Below are 18162 nucleotides of genomic sequence, written 5' to 3' on the forward strand. Positions count from 1 at the left end.
GCGAACCCGAAGTTGGGTGTATCCAACGCCGTCCCGGTTTTGTCAGCAAAATGCAAGGACTTGTCGTACAAGTTTCTGTGGCGTGGCCCCCCAGAATGCGTGCTGCATTGCACCAAAAGATGGCGCTGGTCCTCAGCCCTGTGCCAAGGACCCTGCCAGCCGCCCCACGGTGGCCAGCGCTTCCTCGAAGCGCTCTTGCGCCGGGTGCCCGTAGTTGATGCGCACGCAGTGGGCAAAGCGCTGGTCGGCCGAGAAGATCTGCCCCGGCGCCAGGCTGATACCCTGGGCCAGGGCCTGGCGGTGCAGCGTGAGGGCGTTGACCGGTGGCGGCAGTTCCACCCACAGAAAGTAGCCGCCCTCCGGCCGCGACACCCGGGTGCCGGCCGGAAAATGCCGGGCGATGACCGCCAGGGCGCGTTCCTGCTGCCGGGCCAGGCTGCGCCGCAACTGGCGCAAATGCCGGTCATAGCCGCCTTGGGCCAGGTACTCTGACAGCGCCTGCTGCGAGGGCACGGCCGCTGCCAGCGTGGTCATGAGCTTGAGCCGCTGCACCGCCGTGGCAAAGCGGCCGGCTGCCACCCAACCCACGCGGTAGCCGGGGGCCAGGCACTTGCTGAAGGAGCTGCAATGCATCACCAGCCCCTCGGTATCGAAGGCCTTGGCCGGGGGCGGGCGCTCCGGGGCGAAGTGCAGCTCGCCATACACATCGTCCTCGATCAGTGGCACCTGGTGGCGCGCCAGCAGGGCCACCAGGGCGCGCTTCTTCTCCTCGGGCATCAGGCTGCCCAGCGGGTTCTGAAAGCTCGGCATCAGCCAGCAGGCCTTGACAGGGTGGCGCTCCAGGGCCTCGGCCAGGGCGGCCAGATCGATGCCCTCGCGCGGGTGGGTCGCCACCTCCACGGCCTGCAGGTTCAGCCGCTCCAGCGCCTGCAGGGCGGCATAGAAGGTGGGCGACTCCACGACCACGATGTCGCCAGGCCGGGTCACGGCCTCCAGGCAGAGGTTGAGCGCCTCCATGGCGCCGTTGGTGACGATGAGCTCGCCCACATCCACCGCCGTGCCATGCAGCCCATAGCGCAGCGCGATCTGCTGCCTCAGTCGTTCGTCGCCTGGCGGCAGGCTTTGCACGATGTCCCAGGGGTCGAGTCGGCGCATGCCACCCGACAGGCAGCGCGCCAGGCGCTCCAGCGGGAACAGCTCCAGCCCCGGGAAGGCCGAGCCCAGCGGCACCAGGCCGCGCTCGCGCGCCGAGCCCAGCACCTCGAACACCAGGTCGCTGATGGCCACGCCGGTCGATCCGGCCGCCGGCTGCGAGGGCAAGGGCTCTGCCGGGGGCACCTGGCCCGGCACCGCGGGCAGCCGCGCACTCACGTAGTAGCCCGAGCGGGGGCGCGCATGGATCAGGCCCTGGGCCTCCAGCAGGTAGTACGCCTCGAAGACCGTGGAGGGGCTGATGCCCCGCGTGCGGCTGGATTCGCGCACCGAAGGCACGCGGTCGCCCGGGCGCAGCGCGCCGCTGTGGATCAGCTGGGCGATCGTGTCGGCATGGCGCTCATAGCGTTTCATACTGAAAGGATTTTGATCTAGTGCAAACTGATCCGTATTTTTAACCTGAAACTGAATCTGTACTGTTTTTCGGGGCAGGCGTAGAGTCCGTCACATCCCTAAAAAAGAAGCCGCCGCCCCATGATCGATCGTCTGCGCAGCCTGCTGCGCCCTCTCGTTGTCGCACCGCTGTGGATGGCTGCCGGCCTGGGCTGTGCGCTTGCCCAGCCTGCTGCTGCACCATCGGCCCCTGCGGCGGCCGCCACTGTTTCCGGTGGCATGGCATCGCGCGTGCTGGCCTGTGTCACCTGCCACGGCAAGGAAGGCCGGGCCACGCAGGAGGGCTACTTCCCGCGCATCGCGGGCAAGCCGGCGGGCTACCTGGCCAATCAACTGCTCAATTTCCGCGAAGGCCGGCGCAGCTACCCGCAGATGACCAGCCTCATCGAGCACCTCACCGACGATTACCTGCGCGAGATGGCCGCGCACTTCGCCGCGCTGGAGCTGCCATACCCGCCGCCGCCTGCGCCTCAGGCACCGCCCGCAGCGCTGGAGCGCGGGCGCCTGCTGGTGCAGCAGGGCGATGCGGCGCGCAACATTCCCGCCTGCGTGCAGTGCCACGGCCCGGCCATGACCGGGGTCAACCCCTTCATCCCTGGCCTGCTGGGCCTGCCGCGCGACTACCTCAACAGCCAGCTGGGCGCCTGGAAGACCGGCCAGCGCCGCGCCCATGCGCCCGACTGCATGGCCGACATCGCGCGCCAGCTCACGCCCGACGATGTGAGTGCCGTATCGGCCTGGCTGGCCGCCCAGCCCGTGCCCGGTGGCGGCAAGCCTGCCGCCGGCCTGGCTGGTGCCATGCCGATGCGCTGCGGCGGGGTGGATGGCGTGCCTGTGGCCGGGCGCTGAAGGGGCATGGCATGAACGCACGAACCATCCTCTGGACGATCTCTTCCACCCTGGCTGCGTTGGGCATTGCCGCTGCTGCGGTGATCACCCTCAACTTGCGCGGCGAGGAGCCACTGCCTTCCGCTCCCGAGGCCTTCACCTCCAGCCCCGAGCTGGTGGCCCGTGGCGAGTACCTGGCGCGCGTGGGCAATTGCATGGCCTGCCACACCACGCAGGGCGGCGCGGCGTTTGCCGGCGGGCGCGGCATCGAGACGCCGTTCGGCGTGGTGCACAGCTCCAACCTCACGCCCGACAAGGCCCATGGCATCGGCCAATGGTCATCGGCCGAGTTCTGGCGTGCCATGCACCACGGCCGCTCGCGCGACGGGCGCCTGCTGTACCCGGCGTTTCCCTATCCCAACTACACCCAGGTCACGCGCGAAGACTCCGACGCCATCTACGCCTACCTGCAAAGCCAGCCCGCCGTGGGTGAGGCCAACCGGCCGCATGCGCTGCGCTTTCCGTACAGCACCCAGGCGGCACTGGCCGTGTGGCGGGCGCTGTTCTTTGCACCGGGCGAGCCTGTGGTCGCATCCTTGCAGACGGCCGAGTACAACCGTGGCGCCTACCTGGTCAACGGCCTGGGCCATTGCACGGCCTGCCATACGCCGCGCAATGCCCTGGGCGCCACCTCGGACGCCCAGGCCTTCAGTGGCGGCCTGATCCCGGTGCAGAACTGGTATGCCCCGGCGCTCAATGCCGCGGCCGAGGCCGGCGTGAAGGAGTGGCCGGTAGAGGATGTGGTGGCCCTGCTCAAGACCGGCACGGCGCCCCATGGCTCGGTCATGGGCCCCATGGCCGAGGTGGTGTACCGCAGCACCCAGTACCTCACCGATGCCGATGCGCGCGCCATGGCCGTCTACCTGCAGGACCTGCCGCAGCAAACGGTCGCGCCCCCGCCGGCCGCCGCTCCCGTGGCATCGGCGATGGCGCGCGGCGCCAAGGTGTACGAGCAGCAGTGTGCCCAATGCCATGGTGACCAGGGGCAGGGCCAGCCCGGCGCCTTCCCGCCGCTGGCGGGCAACCGCGCCGTACTGCTGGCCGACACCAACAACCTGGTGCGCGTGGTGCTGCAGGGCGGCTACCTGCCGGCCACGGCCGGCAACCCGCGCCCCCACGGCATGCCGCCGTTCCGCCATGTGTTGAGCGACGAAGACGTGGCCGCCGTCGCCACCTTCGTGCGCAACAGCTGGGGCAACCAGGCGAGCGCGGTGGGCACCATCGAGATCTACCGCGCCAAGGAGCGCCGCGGCATGTAATGAGGGCTCAGGAGGCGCCGAGTGGATGCGCCTTCATCTTGGCCATGTACGACTCGGGCTTGATGTCGGTGTAGTTGGGCACGTCGGCCGTGAGGGCGGGCGCCGTCTGCTGCGCCGCGGCCTGGGCCTGTTCCACCGTCTCGAAGAAGGCATTGGTCAGTGCCACCACCTGGCCCGGGCGAGGCGGGCCGGGGTACATCACGCGATCACTCTCCAGCCGCACCAGGCCCAGCGGGCCCAAGGCCTCGCGCGCGATGCGCATGTGCTCGCCGTGGTAGTAGTCATGGTCGAAGCGGGCACCTTCGTGCCAGCGGTACAGGGCCGTGATCTTGATCATGCAGGGGCTCTCCCAATCTGGGGCGGCCGGGATGGCCGCCGTGGCCTGCACGTTAAGGGCGCATGGCACGCGCAGGCAGCCGCCTGCGCGACACGCCTGTCACCCAGGCATCAGTGCGCTCTGCTCTTCTTCGTCGGTCTCGCCGAGGAAGCCGCCGCTCTGGTGGCCCCACAGCCGCGCGTACACGCCGCCCAGCGCCAGCAGTTGCGCGTGCGTGCCTTCCTCGATGATGCGGCCGGCATCCAGCACGATCAGCCGGTCCATGGCGGCGATGGTGGACAGTCGGTGGGCGATCGCGATCACGGTCTTGCCTTGCATCAGCCCGTCCAGGCTCTGCTGGATGGCGGCCTCCACCTCGGAGTCCAGCGCGCTGGTGGCTTCGTCCAGCAGCAGGATGGGCGCGTCCTTGAGCATCACGCGCGCGATCGCCACGCGCTGGCGCTGCCCGCCCGAGAGCTTCACACCGCGCTCGCCCACATGGGCATCGAAGCCGCTGCGGCCCTGCAGGTCGCTCAGCGTGGCGATGAAGTCCGCCGCTTCGGCGCGTTTCGCCGCAGCCTGCATGTCCTCCTCGCTCGCATCGGGGCGGCCGTAGAGGATGTTGTCGCGCATGGAGCGGTGCAGCAGCGAGGTGTCCTGCGTGACCATGCCGATGGAGCGGCGCAGGCTGTCCTGCGTGACATGGGCGATGTCCTGACCGTCGATCAGCACCCGGCCCGAGCGCACGTCGTGAAAGCGCAAGAGCAGGTTCACCAGTGTGGACTTGCCCGCGCCCGAGCGGCCGATCAGCCCGATCTTCTCGCCCGGGCGGATGGTCAGGTTCAGGTCGTCGATGACCGGCCGGCCATTGCCGTAGGCAAAAGTCGCCGCCTCGAACTTCACCTCGCCCTGCGTCACCTGCAGCGGCTTGGCATCGGGCGCATCCACCACGGCGCGCGGGCGCGTCAGGGTGTTGATGCCGTCCTGGATGGTGCCCACGCTCTCGAACAGGGTGGTCATCTCCCACATCACCCAGTGGGCGTGACCCGAGACGCGCAGCGTCATCGCCGTCACGGCCGCCACGGCGCCGGCACCCACCTCGCCCAGCGACCACAGCCACAGCGCCGTGCCGCAGGCCCCGAGGATCATGCCCACCACCAGGATGTGGTTGACGATCTCGAACTGGCTCACCAGGCGCATCTGCGCATAGCCGGTGAGCTTGAAGGCGTCCATCGCCGCGCGCGCGAACTCCGACTCGCGCCGCGTGTGCGAGAACAGCTTCACCGTGGCGATGTTGGTGTAGGCGTCGGTGATGCGCCCGGTCATGGCCGAGCGTGCGTCCGCCTGGGCCTTGCCCACCTTGCCCAGGCGCGGCACGAAGTACCAGCAGGCCAGGCCATAGGCCACCATCCACAGCGCAAAGGGTGCCAGCAGGCGCGCGTCGAAGCCCGCCAGCAGCACCAGAATGGTCACCAGGTACACGCCCATGCCCACCACCACGTCGGTGGTGGTGAAGATCATGTCGCGCACCGCCAGTGCGGTCTGCATGATCTTGGTGGTGATGCGGCCCGCGAACTCGTCGGCATAGAAGGCCATGCTCTGGCCCAGCATCAGCCGGTGGAAGTTCCAGCGCAGGCGCAGCGGGAAGTTGATGGCCAGCACCTGGTGCTTGACGCTGGTCTGCACGGCCACCAGCGCAATGGAGGCCAGCAGCAGCACGGTGATGCCCACGATCTGGCCCTTGCGCTCGGCCCACAGGGCGGCGGGGGGCACGCTGGACAGCCAGTCCACCACATGGCCGAGCACGGCGAACAGCAGGGCCTCATAGATGGCGATGGCGGCCGACAGCGCCGCCATGACCAGCACATAGCCCTGCATGCCTTGCGCGCAGTGCCACACGAAGGCCAGGAAGCCTTTGGGCGGGAGATGGGGTTCCGGGGCCGGGTAGGGGGCTACGCGTTTCTCAAAGAATCCGAACAAAGTCATTGCTCCTAGAAAGGGAGGCGCTTGCGGGCGCGCCCTTTTGACCACATGGTAAGCCCGCCTTGTGACCCGCCGCACCAAGAGGGGCATTGGGGCGGGCTCGCGTGCCCCGGTACTGCATAGAATCCGCCCCCATGCAACTCCATCGTGTAACTGCTGCGTTCAATCTTTTCCGCGGCGTCCGACCCTGCGGCCCGAAGGGCGCTGCCGCATGATGGCCGCCGCTCCCTTGACCTGGGCCATCATCGGCGTGGCCACGGCCGCCGTCATCGTGCGGCCCTTACGGCTGCCCGAGGCGGTGTGGGCGGTGGCCGGGGCGTTGCTGCTGCTGGCTTGTGGCCTGCTCACACCGGCGCAGGCCTGGGCAGGGGTGCTGCGCGGGCACGACGTCTACCTGTTCCTGGCCGGCATGATGCTGCTGTCCGAGCTGGCGCGGCGCGAGGGCGTGTTCGACTGGCTGGCCACGCTGGCCGCGAAGCAGGCCCGGGGCTCGGGCCGGCGCCTGTTCGTCTGGGTCTATGCGGTGGGTACCCTGGTCACGGTGTTCCTGTCCAACGATGCCACGGCCGTGGTGCTCACTCCGGCCGTGTTCGCCGTGGCGCGCGCGGTGGGCGCTTCGCCCTTGCCTTACTTGTTCATCTGCGCCTTCATCGCCAATGCGGCGAGCTTCGTGCTGCCCATCTCCAACCCCGCCAACCTCGTGGTCTGGGGCAGCGGCATGCCGCCCTTGGCGCACTGGCTGGCGCTGTTTGCGCTGCCTTCGCTGGCTTCCATCGCTGCCACCTACCTGGCTTTGCGCTACATACTGCGCAGCACCATCCCCGAGACCATTGCCAGCACGGTACCCGAGCACCCGCTGGGCGTGGGCGGGCGCGTGGCCGCCGGGGGGCTGGCGGTGTCGGTGCTGGTGCTGGTGGCCTGCGCCTGGCTGCGCATCCCCCTGGGCTGGCCCACGCTGGGTGCTGCGCTGGGCACGCTGGCGCTGCTGGCCTTTGCCTGCGGGCGTGCGCCGTGGCAGGCGCTGCGCTCCGTGTCGTGGGACGTGCTGCCGCTGGTGGCGGGGCTGTTCGTCTTCGTGCAGGCGCTGGAGCACACGGGTGTGGTGGGCCTGCTGGCCAGCGTGCTGCGCCAGGCGGCTGCCACCTGGCCGCAGGGCGCAGGCACGGTGCTCGGGGCCTTGCTGGGAGTGGCGACCAACCTGGTCAACAACCTGCCTGCGGGGTTGCTGGCGGGGGCCTCGCTCGACGCGGCGTCCGCCTCGGGCACCGTGCGGGCGGCCGCGCTGATCGGCATCGACCTGGGGCCCAACCTCTCGGTCACAGGCTCGCTGGCCACCATCCTGTGGCTTTCGGCGCTGCGGCGCGAGGGCCTGCACGTGGGGGCCTGGCAGTTCCTCAAGCTCGGGCTGGTCGTGATGCCGCCCGCACTGCTGTCGGCCCTGCTGGTGCTGCAGGCCGCGCATTCGATGCACCTGCTCGCCCCTTGAGTGGGCAGCCGTTTACTGGGCCGTGGTGGCGGCCTTGGGCTGCTGGCGGTAGACCACCGTGATGCGTGGTACGCTCTTCACGCCGGGCTGCTTTTCCAGGAAGGCGTAGAGAAACGCCGTCAGGCTTTTCTCACACAGCGCCATCACCGCCGGTTCGGAGGCCATGGCCTGGCCTTGCTGCTGGGCGCGCCTGGCGGCTTCTTCCTGCAGGCGGATGATGGCGGCCTTCTCATCGGTGAGCAGGCCGCCGGCGACCACGCGGTGGCGCAGTTGCGTGACGGCCGGGGTGGCCACCAGCCGGGGCGGGTTCACGTGCACCTCGATGCCCTTGTCCGTCGCCTTGAGGTCGTACTGGCCGGGTGCCAGGTCAAAGCCGAAGGCGTACTCGGCCGTGTAGGTCACGGCCACCACGCCGGTGGAGGCCAGGCCCAGCACCGACTTCTCGATGATCTGCGTGCTGCCTTCCTCGCGCACCACGGTGGCCGACAGCAGCTTCATCTGCTCGGCCAGTGACTGTTTGCCCACCGTGAGGTAGCTGGTGTAGCGCGTATAGCCCAATAGCTCCTGGCTTTGCGCCTGCACCTCGCTTTGCAGCAGGGCCACCCGCTCGCGCGCCGCCCACCACACTGCGCCGGCCGCCAGCAGGCTGCCCGCGATGAACGCGAGGGCTATGCGCAGCAAGGTCCGGGTGAGGTGCATGGAGACGGATTACAGCAGGAACACGATCGCCACGGTCAGCACGCCCAGCGCCAGGTTCACGCCCACCAGGGTGCGTATGGACGCCAGTGCCTTGCCGCCCGCGGCCCAGTCCGAGGCCGCCACGGCCACGCGCAGCCGTTTGTACAGCGCAAAGCGGATGTGGCCGAAGATCGCCATCATCACCAGGCCGATGGTGGCCATGATCGTCCACGACAGCGGCATGGCAAAGCGCCCGCCCGATTGGGCCGCGGCCTTGGCCACATTGCCGATCATCCACAGGCCCGAGCCCAGCACCAGCACCACGGCCACCGATACGGCGGCAAAGAAGCGCTGCAGCACGTCGTGCATCAGTTGGAGGCGCTGCGGCGGCTCCAGCGACAGCGTGGCCGGGCGCAGGAAGAAATGGGCGAACACCATGCCGCCGATCCAGACGATGAGGGACAGGACGTGGACGAACTTGAGCGCGGCGTAGAGCATGGCGGACGAACAGGGGGGGACCCGGCAATGGTTGTAATGGCCTGATTGTGCGGTGACTTCCCTGCAGGCCATGCAGGCCATGCAGGCCATGCAGGCCGAGGGGATTACGCCCTTGCCAGCACCTCTGCGATGAACGGCCCCTTGGCCTCGGTGTAGCCCTCGCGGTCATGCCGGTAGCGCAGCGCCAGCTGGCGCTTGAGCGCCGCATAGCCGGCGGTCAGCTCGGCACTGCCGCGCAGCGCATCGCGAAAGGCCAGGCGCTGGCGCCACAGGGCGCTGCCCAGCGGCACCAGGTGCAGGTGGTGCGTGCGGTGGGCCGGGCTGGGCTTGCAGAACCAGTGCATCTGCTCCGGCTTGTAGGGGGCGTACAGGTAGTCCAATGGGGCCACTGCGGAGATGGCGTCCATTGACCCGGCCAGCGAGTGCACCGGTGCCATGATGTCGATGACGGGCTTGGCGGGCAGGCCTGGCACGGCCGTGCTGCCGATGTGCTCCACCGGCCCCGCCAGCCAGGGTGCCAGCACCTCCTGCAGCCGCTGGCGCTCGGCCTCGAACAGGGCCGGCCAGGCGGGCTGGTAGTCGACCACTTCTATTGCCGCGTCGCCGGTGCCGGGTGCCGGGGTCATGGTGGGTGGGTGTCAGGCCGCCCGGGCCGCGGTGGGCGTTGCCGCCGTGTGCACCTGGTTGCCGCCGTTCCTTTTGGAGACATACATGGCCTCGTCCGCATGCACCAGCAGGTGGTGCTCTTCGCGGCCATGGTCGGGGTAGATGGCAACACCGATGCTGGGCCGGATGTGCACGGGCCGGCCTTCCAGGTCGAAAGAGGGGCCGAAGGCTGCCAGGATCTTCTCGGCCACCGTGTGGGCGTGCTCGCGCGCGTAGCCGCCCTCCAGCAGCACCACGAACTCGTCGCCGCCGATGCGCGCCACGGTGTCCGAGCCGCGCACGCATTCGAGCAGGCGCTGCGCCACGCGCTGCAGCAGCAGGTCGCCCATGGCGTGGCCCAGGGTGTCGTTCACCTCCTTGAAGCGGTCCAGGTCGATGAACATCAGCGACAGCAGGCTCTGGTCACGCTTGGCACGGGCCAGGGCCGTCTTGAGCCGGTCCAGGAAGAGCTGGCGGTTGGGCAGGTGGGTGAGTTGGTCGTACTGCGCCATGTGTGCCAGCCGTTCGTGCATCTGCTTGCGCTCGATGGCCGCCGCAACCTGGGTGGAAACGAACTGCAGCAGCTCCCTGTCCTTCTCGGTGTAGGGGGCGTGCTCGGTGTAGCCCTGCAGTACCAGCGCGCCGATGGTGCCCCGGTGCGTGTGCAGCGGCGCGCCCAGCCAGTACAGGGGGGCACTGCCGTCGTCGGCCGGCTGCAGGTGGGCGGGCAGGGCGGCACGCGTGGCCGGTGTGAGCAGCAGCGACTGCCCGCTGCGGATGACCTCGGCGCACAGGGCATCGCTGGCCAGCGCCAGCGTGCCGGGGGCAGGGTGGCGCTCGTTGACATGGTAGGGGTAGCTCAGCACGCCCTGGCTTGCGTCGTACAGCACCACCGAGAAGTTCACGGCCGCCAGCAGCCGCCCGATGATCTGGTGGATATGCTCGAACAGCGCGATCAGGTCCTTGGCGGTGTGGGCGGCTTCCGAGATGGCGTAGATGGCCGCATGCATGGCCTCGGTGTTCTTGCGCTCCGTGATGTCGTGGGCCACGGCCAGGCGTACCTGCCGCTCTTCGAGCCAGCGCGCGGTCCAGCGGATGTGCGCGATGCTGCCGTCCTTGCGCACATAACGGTTCTCGAAATGCAGCTGCAGCTCGCCCCGCATGATGGCTTGGGCCTGGCGTTCGGTGGTGCCACGGTCATCGGGGTGCACCAGGTCCAGCATGCGCAGGCCCACGGCTTCATCGGGCCGGTAACCGAAGATACGTTCGAACGCCGGACTCACGAACAGCACCCGGCTGTCGGGGTCCACGATGCAGATGGCGTCGAGCAGCAGGTCGACGACGCTCTCGGAGGAAATGCTGTGCATGGAAGCGGGGCAGCCTTCAGGGGCAAGGCCGTAGGTGCTGCGTTGCGACCATTGTGCCCCGTATTGGGTGGAATATGTGACGAAATGTCGGTGCCGAGGTGTTGCTCTCCGTCCTGGTGGGGGTGGGTGCGGCTGCAGTCCCTACATACCAAGGGGTTACCCGATGGTGCACTGCATAATCACGAATCACTCGCATTCTCGAATTTGCCATCCTGCTTTCCATGGCCACCCACATCGCTTCCCGTCTGCACCTGGTCTCGCGCATCGCTGCCGGCACGCTGGGCAGCTATGCATTCACCTGGGGCTTCATTGCTTTGCTCGTGGGCACGATGTTCGCGGCGGGCCTGCCGTTCCATGATGCCGAAGCGCTGGGCTACATCCTGGGCTTTGTGGTGTTGCTGGTGGCCTTTCTGTGGGCCTTTTGCGCCACCAGCCTGGCGCGCGTGTGGCTGGTGCTGGCCGGTGGTGGCGCCCTGATGGCGGGGGCCGCTTCGCTGGTCCAGCACGCCCTGCTCTGATCCCTTGTTGCCGCGCCGTCCCGGGGCAGGGGTGGCGCACCTGGAGACCTGTCGATGTTCCAAAATTTCCGGCTCACCATGGCCTGGCTGCACACCTGGTTCGGCCTGGTGCTGGGCTTTGTGCTCATGGTGGTGTTCTTCTTCGGCTCGCTCTCGGTCTTTGACCGGGAGATCGATCGCTGGGCCATTCCCGGCACGCGTTTCGAGCCGCAGCCCATGCCCTCGTTCGACAAGATCCTCTTGCCCGTGTTCCAGGACATGAAGCCCACGCCCGAGGCCATCGAGCAGGCACGCAGCCGCGTCAACGGCCCCATGGCCGAGAGCTTTCCGGTGAAGCGCTGGGGCGCGTACACCACCCACCGGGACCCGGTGCTGGGCATCTTCTCGGGCCATGAGCTGGCCAATGCGAAGACCAAGGACGATGAGGTCTTCGGCATCCGCACCATCGACCCGCGCACGGGCGCCGCGCTGCCCGACGACCACCTCAAGATCGGCAGCCGCTTCTTCTACCCGCTGCACTACAGCCTGCACCTGGAGTGGAAGAACCTGGGCTACTGGATCGTGGGCTTTGCCGCGCTCATCATGATGGTGGCGCTGGTCAGCGGCGTGGTCATGCACCGCAAGATCTTCCGCGAGCTGTTCACCTTCCGCCCCAAGAAGCACACCCAGCGCAGCACGCTGGACCTGCACAACCTCACGGGCGTGGTGGCGCTGCCGTTCCACTTCATCTTCGCGCTCTCGGGCCTGGTGATCTTTGGCGGCATCTATTTCCCGGTCACGCACACCCAGCTCGACCCGCTGCACGAGTTGCACGAAAAGCACGAAGCCAAGGAAACCGGCCTGCCGCATGAAAAGGCCGGTGTGCCCGGCACGCTGGCCTCGGTCGATGCCATGGTGGCCGAGGCGCAGCGCCGCTGGGCCGCCAAGGGCATGGCTGGCGACGTGGGTTTTCTGGCCGTGCAGCACGTCGGCGATGCCAACGCCTACGTCAGCATCTACCGCGCCGGCACCGACCGCGTGACGCTCACGGGCGAGGGCATGCACTTCAAGGGATCGACGGGCGAACTGATCCGCGAAGACCCGCCCGTCACCGTGGTGGCCGGCATCAACAACTTCCTCACCGGCCTGCACCTGCAGCACTTTCGCCACTGGCTGCTGCGCTGGCTCTACGTGCTGGGCGGCCTGTCGGGCTGCGTGTGCATCGCCACGGGCTTCATCTTCTTTGTGGAAAAGCGCAAGCGCAACCATGCTAAACAGGGTGTGAGCGGTGCGCGCTGGGTGGACGCCTTCGCGGTCACCACCGTCACGGGCATGCTGATCGCCACCTTCTCCATGCTCATCGGAAACCGCCTGCTGCCCACCGACCTGCCGGCGCGCGGCAGTGTGGAGCAGTACCTCTTCTGGGGCGCCTGGGTGCTGGCCTGCGCGCACGCCATCTGGCGCACCGCGCCCATGGCACAGGCGCGCATGTCACCGGCCTGGGCTGAGCAGTGCTGGGCCACTGCCGTGCTGGCCGTGGCGGCCGTGCTGCTCAACTGGGTGACCACGGGCGACCACCTGCTGCGCACCATGGGCAATGGCTACTGGCCCGTGGCCGGCGTGGACCTGGCGCTGCTGGCCGCCGCTGCGCTGGCCGTGGTTGCCGCCCGCAGGTTGCGGCGCCGCGAGGCGGGTGCCACGGCTTTGGCCACGGGTGGCGCGTCGCCGGAGGCGGCCAATGCCTGATTCGCTGCTCTATGTCGTGGCCCTGCTGGCCAACGTGACCGGCCTGGCCTGGCTGGCGCTGTCGATGGACGTGCACTGGGAGCAGGTGCGCGGCCCGGTGCCGGCGGGCCGTGGCACGGTGGTGCTGCTGCGCTGGCTGGGCGCCGCCGTGGTGGCCGCTTCGCTGGCCGTATGCCTGTCGGTGGACCACGGCTCCATGGCTTCCCTGGTGTGGTTCATGGTGCTGGCCGGCTCGGCGCTGACCATCGCCTTCACCCTGGCCTGGAGGCCGCGGCTGCTGGCCCCCCTGGTGGCCTGGGTACCGGCGACCCCTTCTGTTCTGAAATGACAAACCCGCCCGCACCGGGGCGGCGCGGGCGGGCTCTTGCTGACAGGCTGGGCGATCAGTCCAGCTTGAGCTTCTGCTTGGCCACCACGCCCTTGTAGAGCTCGAATTCGGCCTTGGTCTGGGCCGTGAATTCCTGCGGGGTGTTGCCCACCACGAGCGAGCCGGTCTCTTCGATGCGCTTCTTCACGGCCGGGTCTTCCAGCGTCTTGCGCACGGCTTGCGAGATGCGCTCCACCACGGCCGGCGGCAGGTTCTTGGGGCCGTGGATGCCGTAGAAGGCCATGCGGTTCACGGGCTCGAAGCTCACTTCCTTGAAGGTCGGCACATCGGGCAGCGAGGGCAGGCGCTGCGGCGCAGCCACGGCAATCGCGATCAGGCGCTTTTCCTTGATGAAGGGCAGGGCGGAGGGCAGGTTGTCGAAGATCATCGGCACCTGGCCGGCCACCGCGTCATTGAGGGCCGGACCCGCACCCTTGTAGCCGATGTGTTCGAGCTCCAGGCCCGAGAGCGACTTGAACAGTTCCATCTGCAGGTGGCCGATGCCGCCCGTGCCGGAGGTGGCGAACGAGTACTTGCCCGGGCTGGCCTTCACTGCGGCCATGAAGCCCTTGAAATCCTTGCCTACGAAGCTGGGGTGCACCGCCAGCACATTGGGCGTGGCCGCCATGTTGACGATGGAGGTGAAGTCCGTGAGCGGGTTGTACTTGACCGCCGGGTTGATGGCCGGGGCCGAGGCCACGCTGGACACGGTGGCCACGCCCAGCGTGTAACCGTCGGCGGGCGAGCGCGCGATTTCGGTCGCGCCGACCACGCCGCCAGCACCGGCCTTGTTGTCCACCACCACGGGCTGGCCCAGGGCCGTGCCCAGGGACTGGCTGACCACGCGGGCCACGATGTCGGTGGTGCCGCCGGGGGCGAAGGGCACGATCAGGCGCACGGGCTTGTTCGGGTAGTCCTGGGCCAGCGCGGGCGCGGCGCCGGCCAGCAGGCTGGCGGCGATGGCCACGGCGCTGCCGAGCTTGAAGGAAGGGGATGTCGTCATAGGGTGTCTCCGGACGGGTTGTGGTGTTGAAAAGGCCGGGCTGCGTTGGCTGCACTGCCCGCCCTGGCGTTTTGCAGCTTGTGTGCCAGGGCCGCTGCAAACGCCGTGCGCAGCCCGCCAGGCCGCACCAGCCTTGGGTTCATGCCCTCGCGAGGGCCTGGAAAGCCGACACCCCCACTCAGGAAAAGCGGCGGATTTCCACACGCCTGCCGGCGGTTTGTGCGGATTTCCAGACAGCCGGACCTGTCAAGCGAAATAGCCCCGCTGGCCGCATGCCGGCGGCCGCGCACAATGCGGCCTGTCTGCCCCGTGGGGCGGCCGTGCTCCTGAACCCTTTTTCCCTCGCTGCTTGAAACCCACCCGTTCCCTGCTGAGCTCCGGCATCGCGCTCCTGGCCTGCGTGTTCGCAGGTGCGCTGGCCTACCGCTGGTCGCTCGACGCCCAACTGGCGGCGCAGCAGCGCGGCGCCAGCCAGCGCCTGGCGTTTGCCGCCCAGAGCCTGGAGTCGCTCCTGCAGCGCAACGAGGCGCTGCCCGCGCTGCTGGCGCTCAACAGCCGCACCAACCTGGCCCTGCAGCAGCCCACGGCGCAGAACCTGCAGGCCGCCAATGCCTACTTGGCCTCGGCCGTGGCCCTGGCCGGCGTGGACACGGCCTATGTGATGGACACTGAGGGCCTGACCCTCGCGGCCAGCAACTGGAACCTGCCGAGCAGCTTCGTCGGCCAGAACTATCGCTTTCGCCCCTATTTCGAGGCGGCCATGCAGGGGCAGATCGGGCGCTTCTTCGGCGTGGGTGTGACCACCGGCCGCGCCGGCTACTTCATGGCCTCGGCCTTGCCGCCCGAGGCCCCGGCGCCCGGCGTGGTGGCGGTCAAGATCTCGCTCGATGCCTTCGAGGCGGCGCTGGCCGAAGGCGGCGACACGGTGCTGCTGGCGGATGGGGAGGGCGTGGTCTTCGTGAGCACCGAGCCCGCCTGGCGCTACCGCACGCTGGCCCCCATCCCCGCGCCGGTGCGCACCCGCCTGCAGGGCGTGCAGCAGTATGGCAACTACCCTCTGACGCCCTTGCAAGGCCACGGCCCCCGGCCCGTCGATGGCGACACCCTGCGCCTGCAGCAGGCGGGCCAGCAGCGCGACTTCAGCGTGGCGGCGCGCACGGTGGGCCCGCTGGGCTGGCAGATGCTGCTGCTGGCCGACCAGCGCCCAGCCCGGCAGGAGGCGCTGGTCGCCGGCCTGGCCGGCGGCCTGTGCGCTGCCCTGGTGCTGGGGCTGGCCCTGCTGCGCCGGCTCGACCGGCAGGGCCGCGCCGAGCGCGCCGCCAGCGCCGAGCGGCTGCGCGAAGCGCATGGCATGCTGGAGGTGCAGATCGCCCAGCGCACGCGCGAGATCACCGCCGCCAACACGGCCCTCGAAGAGCGCGTGCACGCGCTGCAGCAGGCCGAGCAGATCGTGCGCGGTACGCGCGACACGGCAGTGCAGGCCGGCAAGCTCGCGGTGTTGGGCCAGATGGCGGCCGGCATGAGCCATGAGCTCAACCAGCCCCTGGCGGCCCTGCAGACCCTGTCGGACAATGCCATGGCCCTGCACCAGCGCCAGCGCGGGGAGGACGTGGCCGAGAACCTGCGCCTCATCAGCCAATTGGCCGAACGCATGGGCCGCATCGTGCGCCAGCTCAAGAGCTTCGCACGCAAGGAGCCGCCGGCCCTGCATCCCTGCAGCGTGCGCGAGGCCCTGGACCATGCCCTGCTGCTGCTGGCTCCGCGCTGCCAGGCGGTGGATGCGCAGATCGCCGTCGCTGCCTTCGATGAGCGCCTGTGCGTGCTGGCCGATGCCACACGGCTCGAGCAGGTGCTGGTCAATCTGCTGCGCAACGGGCTCGATGCCGTGCAGCACCAGGCCGTGCGCGAAGTGCGCTTTGCCGCCGAGGTGCAGGCCGGTGGCCAGGTGCTGCTGCGTGTGGCCGATACCGGCCGTGGCATGGACCCCGAGGTGCAGACCCATCTGTTCGAGCCGTTCTATACCACCAAGGCCGGCGAAGGCCTGGGCCTGGGTCTGGCCATTTCGCGCATCATCGTGGAAGGCATGGGCGGCACGCTGGTGGCGGCCAACCTGCCCCAGGGCGGCGCCGAATTCACAGTGGGCCTGCCGGGTGTGCCGGGCCCAGCGGCTATCTGCATGAACCAGGACATTGCATGACTCCCTCTCCAGGCGGCAACCCGACCGTCTACCTCGTCGAGGACGACGCCATGGTGCGCCGCGCCTATGGGCAGGCCCTGTCGCTGGCCGACATCGAGGTGCGCGCCTTCGCCCACGCGCAGGCCGCGCTCGATGCCTTCGGCCAGGACCGGCCCGCCGTGCTCGTCACCGACATCCAGATGCCCGGCATGGGCGGCATGGAGCTGATGCGCACGCTGCGCGCGCAGGACGCCGAGCTGCCCGTGGTGCTGGTCACCGGCCATGGCGATGTGGCCCTGGCCGTGGACGCGATGCGCGACGGCGCCTACGACTTCATCGAAAAGCCGTTTTCCTCCGAGCACCTGGTGGCCACTGTGCGGCGCGCGCTGGAGCGCCGGGCCCTGGCCGACGAGTTGCAGCAGCTGCGCGAGCGCAACCCGCATGATGCGCTGGGCACGCTGGTCGGCCCGTCGCCCGGCATGGCCGAGGTGCGTCGCCTGGTGGCCGCGCTGGCGCCGCTTGGTGTGGACGTGCTGCTGCACGGCGAGACCGGTGCCGGCAAGGAGGTGGTGGCGCGCGCGCTGCATGCGGCCAGTGGGCGCAGCGGCCCCTTCGTGGCCATCAACTGCGGCGCGCTGCCCGAGAGCATCATCGAAAGCGAGCTCTTCGGCCACGAGCCCGGCGCCTTCACGGGTGCGACGCGCCGGCGCATCGGCAAGATCGAGCATGCCAACCAGGGCACCTTGCTGCTCGACGAGATCGAGTCCATGCCCCTGTCCCTGCAGATGCGCCTGCTGCGCGTGCTGCAGGAGCGCGAGCTCGAGCGCCTGGGCAGCAACCAGAGCGTACCCATCACCTGCCGCGTGGTGGCCGCGTCCAAGGTGGACCTCAAGGCGCTGGCCGCAGAAGGGCGGTTCCGCTCCGACCTGTACTACCGCTTGCATGTGGCCCACATCGCCATACCGCCGCTGCGCGATCGCCCGCAGGACATCCCCGTGCTCATGGCCCACTTCATCGCCCAGGCCGCAGCCCGCCATGGCCGCCCGGCCCCTGCCTGGACCGACCGGGACCTGGCCGCCTGGCTGGCGCACGACTGGCCCGGCAACGTGCGCGAGCTGCGCAACGCCGCAGAGCGCCTGTGCCTGGGCCTGCCCACGGAGCCGCTGGGGCAGGACGATGCCTCGGCCCCGTCGCTTGCGGCCCGCGTGGATGCCTTCGAGCGCAAGCTGTTGCGCGACACCCTGCGCCTGACCCAGGGCAACGTGGCGCGCGCGGCCGAGATGCTGCAGATGCCCCGCAAGACGGTCTACGACAAGCTGCAGCGCCACGGGCTGACGCCTGGGGACTTTGCGGCGCGCCCTGGGGCTGGGACCCCCTCTACATAGAGAGGGGGATGCCCCACAGTGCTGCAGGACCTCTCTGGGGAAAATTCTTCGGGTTTTCCCTGCGAGGCCATCAAAGTGGTGCTATAGTCGAGGGCTTCGCTGCACAGAGGTCCTTGTTAGGGGTTTCGGGTGGTGGAGAAAGAAGGTTTGAAAAAACTTTCGAAGTTTTAGAAAAGTCGCTGAAAACTCGGTATACAATCTAAGGCTGCGCTGACAAGAGTAGGTTGCCGAAAGGTGGTTGAAGTTGAAGGCGTGTTGGGGTG

16 protein-coding genes are annotated in these 18162 nt (G+C 68.9%); 8 read left to right on the plus strand and 8 right to left on the minus strand.

The features are described from left to right. Window positions 1-132 precede the first annotated feature (132 nt). Window positions 133-1566 (minus strand): aminotransferase-like domain-containing protein, encoded by a 1434-nt coding sequence (locus AC3WOH_RS12180; protein ID WP_492229595.1) that lies wholly within the window; start codon window positions 1564-1566, stop codon window positions 133-135. Window positions 1567-1686: 120 nt separating this feature from the next. Here AC3WOH_RS12180 and AC3WOH_RS12185 point away from each other — a divergent pair, with 120 nt between their 5' ends. Both AC3WOH_RS12185 and AC3WOH_RS12190 read left to right on the plus strand, forming a co-directional pair. Continuing rightward, window positions 1687-2454 (plus strand): c-type cytochrome, encoded by a 768-nt coding sequence (locus AC3WOH_RS12185; protein ID WP_492229596.1) that lies wholly within the window; start codon window positions 1687-1689, stop codon window positions 2452-2454. An 11-nt stretch (window positions 2455-2465) separates the two neighbouring features. Next, window positions 2466-3752 carry a c-type cytochrome gene (locus AC3WOH_RS12190; protein WP_492229597.1) on the plus strand — a complete coding sequence of 429 codons (1287 nt, stop codon included), beginning with the start codon at window positions 2466-2468 and terminating at the stop codon, window positions 3750-3752. A 7-nt stretch (window positions 3753-3759) separates the two neighbouring features. Here AC3WOH_RS12190 and AC3WOH_RS12195 read toward each other — a convergent pair whose 3' ends face one another. After that, window positions 3760-4089 carry an EthD family reductase gene (locus AC3WOH_RS12195; protein ID WP_492229598.1) on the minus strand — a complete coding sequence of 110 codons (330 nt, stop codon included), beginning with the start codon at window positions 4087-4089 and terminating at the stop codon, window positions 3760-3762. Between the two features lie 99 nt (window positions 4090-4188). Continuing rightward, a complete protein-coding gene (locus tag AC3WOH_RS12200; RefSeq protein ID WP_492229599.1) occupies window positions 4189-6048 on the minus strand; it encodes an ABC transporter ATP-binding protein in 1860 nt (619 codons plus the stop codon). Between the two features lie 214 nt (window positions 6049-6262). Between AC3WOH_RS12200 and AC3WOH_RS12205 the strand changes: the two genes are divergently transcribed. Continuing rightward, window positions 6263-7537 carry an arsenic transporter gene (locus AC3WOH_RS12205; protein WP_492229600.1) on the plus strand — a complete coding sequence of 425 codons (1275 nt, stop codon included), beginning with the start codon at window positions 6263-6265 and terminating at the stop codon, window positions 7535-7537. A gap of 12 nt (window positions 7538-7549) precedes the next feature. Here AC3WOH_RS12205 and AC3WOH_RS12210 read toward each other — a convergent pair whose 3' ends face one another. The 4 genes from AC3WOH_RS12210 to AC3WOH_RS12225 all read right to left on the minus strand — a co-directional run bounded on the left by AC3WOH_RS12210 (window position 7550) and on the right by AC3WOH_RS12225 (window position 10725). Further along, the gene (locus AC3WOH_RS12210; RefSeq protein WP_492229601.1) at window positions 7550-8236 is read right to left on the minus strand and encodes a hypothetical protein; all 687 of its coding nucleotides are present in this window, start codon (window positions 8234-8236) and stop codon (window positions 7550-7552) included. A gap of 9 nt (window positions 8237-8245) precedes the next feature. Continuing rightward, window positions 8246-8713 carry a CopD family protein gene (locus AC3WOH_RS12215; RefSeq protein WP_492229602.1) on the minus strand — a complete coding sequence of 156 codons (468 nt, stop codon included), beginning with the start codon at window positions 8711-8713 and terminating at the stop codon, window positions 8246-8248. 104 nt (window positions 8714-8817) lie between these two features. Then, window positions 8818-9339, minus strand: coding sequence for a GrpB family protein (locus AC3WOH_RS12220; protein WP_492229603.1), 522 nt, complete (start codon window positions 9337-9339; stop codon window positions 8818-8820). 12 nt (window positions 9340-9351) lie between these two features. Continuing rightward, window positions 9352-10725: a sensor domain-containing protein gene (locus tag AC3WOH_RS12225; RefSeq protein ID WP_492229604.1), complete on the minus strand. Its 1374-nt coding sequence runs from the start codon at window positions 10723-10725 to the stop codon at window positions 9352-9354. Between the two features lie 221 nt (window positions 10726-10946). Between AC3WOH_RS12225 and AC3WOH_RS12230 the strand changes: the two genes are divergently transcribed. The 3 genes from AC3WOH_RS12230 to AC3WOH_RS12240 are packed head-to-tail and all read left to right on the plus strand — an operon-like array spanning window position 10947 to window position 13296. Beyond that, a complete protein-coding gene (locus AC3WOH_RS12230; protein ID WP_492229605.1) occupies window positions 10947-11243 on the plus strand; it encodes an iron uptake protein in 297 nt (98 codons plus the stop codon). Between the two features lie 54 nt (window positions 11244-11297). After that, complete coding sequence (locus AC3WOH_RS12235) at window positions 11298-12968, plus strand: PepSY-associated TM helix domain-containing protein (protein ID WP_492229606.1); 1671 nt, start codon at window positions 11298-11300, stop codon at window positions 12966-12968. Then, window positions 12961-13296 carry a DUF3325 domain-containing protein gene (locus tag AC3WOH_RS12240; protein WP_492229607.1) on the plus strand — a complete coding sequence of 112 codons (336 nt, stop codon included), beginning with the start codon at window positions 12961-12963 and terminating at the stop codon, window positions 13294-13296. The genes AC3WOH_RS12235 and AC3WOH_RS12240 overlap by 8 nt, the downstream gene beginning before the upstream one ends. Before the next feature lie 55 nt (window positions 13297-13351). Here the strand turns inward: AC3WOH_RS12240 and AC3WOH_RS12245 are convergent, their stop codons facing one another. Further along, the gene (locus tag AC3WOH_RS12245) at window positions 13352-14338 is read right to left on the minus strand and encodes a tripartite tricarboxylate transporter substrate binding protein BugE (protein ID WP_492229608.1); all 987 of its coding nucleotides are present in this window, start codon (window positions 14336-14338) and stop codon (window positions 13352-13354) included. 349 nt (window positions 14339-14687) lie between these two features. Between AC3WOH_RS12245 and AC3WOH_RS12250 the strand changes: the two genes are divergently transcribed. Beyond that, window positions 14688-16535: a sensor histidine kinase gene (locus tag AC3WOH_RS12250; RefSeq protein WP_492229609.1), complete on the plus strand. Its 1848-nt coding sequence runs from the start codon at window positions 14688-14690 to the stop codon at window positions 16533-16535. Continuing rightward, entirely contained in the window at window positions 16532-17899 is a 1368-nt protein-coding gene (locus AC3WOH_RS12255) for a sigma-54-dependent transcriptional regulator (protein ID WP_492229610.1), read from the plus strand. The genes AC3WOH_RS12250 and AC3WOH_RS12255 overlap by 4 nt, the downstream gene beginning before the upstream one ends. Window positions 17900-18162: the final 263 nt, after the last annotated feature.

The organism is Acidovorax sp. FW305-C-20-28 (genome assembly GCF_058783375.1).

Bases quoted from the DNA above. Each gene is read 5' to 3' on its own strand.
- AC3WOH_RS12180 (WP_492229595.1), bottom strand. From the start codon at position 1,566: ATGAAACGCTATGAGCGCCATGCCGACACGATCGCCCAGCTGATCCAC.
- AC3WOH_RS12185 (WP_492229596.1), top strand. From the start codon at position 1,687: ATGATCGATCGTCTGCGCAGCCTGCTGCGCCCTCTCGTTGTCGCACCG.
- AC3WOH_RS12190 (WP_492229597.1), top strand. From the start codon at position 2,466: ATGAACGCACGAACCATCCTCTGGACGATCTCTTCCACCCTGGCTGCG.
- AC3WOH_RS12195 (WP_492229598.1), bottom strand. From the start codon at position 4,089: ATGATCAAGATCACGGCCCTGTACCGCTGGCACGAAGGTGCCCGCTTC.
- AC3WOH_RS12205 (WP_492229600.1), top strand. From the start codon at position 6,263: ATGATGGCCGCCGCTCCCTTGACCTGGGCCATCATCGGCGTGGCCACG.
- AC3WOH_RS12210 (WP_492229601.1), bottom strand. From the start codon at position 8,236: ATGCACCTCACCCGGACCTTGCTGCGCATAGCCCTCGCGTTCATCGCG.
- AC3WOH_RS12215 (WP_492229602.1), bottom strand. From the start codon at position 8,713: ATGCTCTACGCCGCGCTCAAGTTCGTCCACGTCCTGTCCCTCATCGTC.
- AC3WOH_RS12220 (WP_492229603.1), bottom strand. From the start codon at position 9,339: ATGACCCCGGCACCCGGCACCGGCGACGCGGCAATAGAAGTGGTCGAC.
- AC3WOH_RS12225 (WP_492229604.1), bottom strand. From the start codon at position 10,725: ATGCACAGCATTTCCTCCGAGAGCGTCGTCGACCTGCTGCTCGACGCC.
- AC3WOH_RS12230 (WP_492229605.1), top strand. From the start codon at position 10,947: ATGGCCACCCACATCGCTTCCCGTCTGCACCTGGTCTCGCGCATCGCT.
- AC3WOH_RS12235 (WP_492229606.1), top strand. From the start codon at position 11,298: ATGTTCCAAAATTTCCGGCTCACCATGGCCTGGCTGCACACCTGGTTC.
- AC3WOH_RS12240 (WP_492229607.1), top strand. From the start codon at position 12,961: ATGCCTGATTCGCTGCTCTATGTCGTGGCCCTGCTGGCCAACGTGACC.
- AC3WOH_RS12245 (WP_492229608.1), bottom strand. From the start codon at position 14,338: ATGACGACATCCCCTTCCTTCAAGCTCGGCAGCGCCGTGGCCATCGCC.
- AC3WOH_RS12255 (WP_492229610.1), top strand. From the start codon at position 16,532: ATGACTCCCTCTCCAGGCGGCAACCCGACCGTCTACCTCGTCGAGGAC.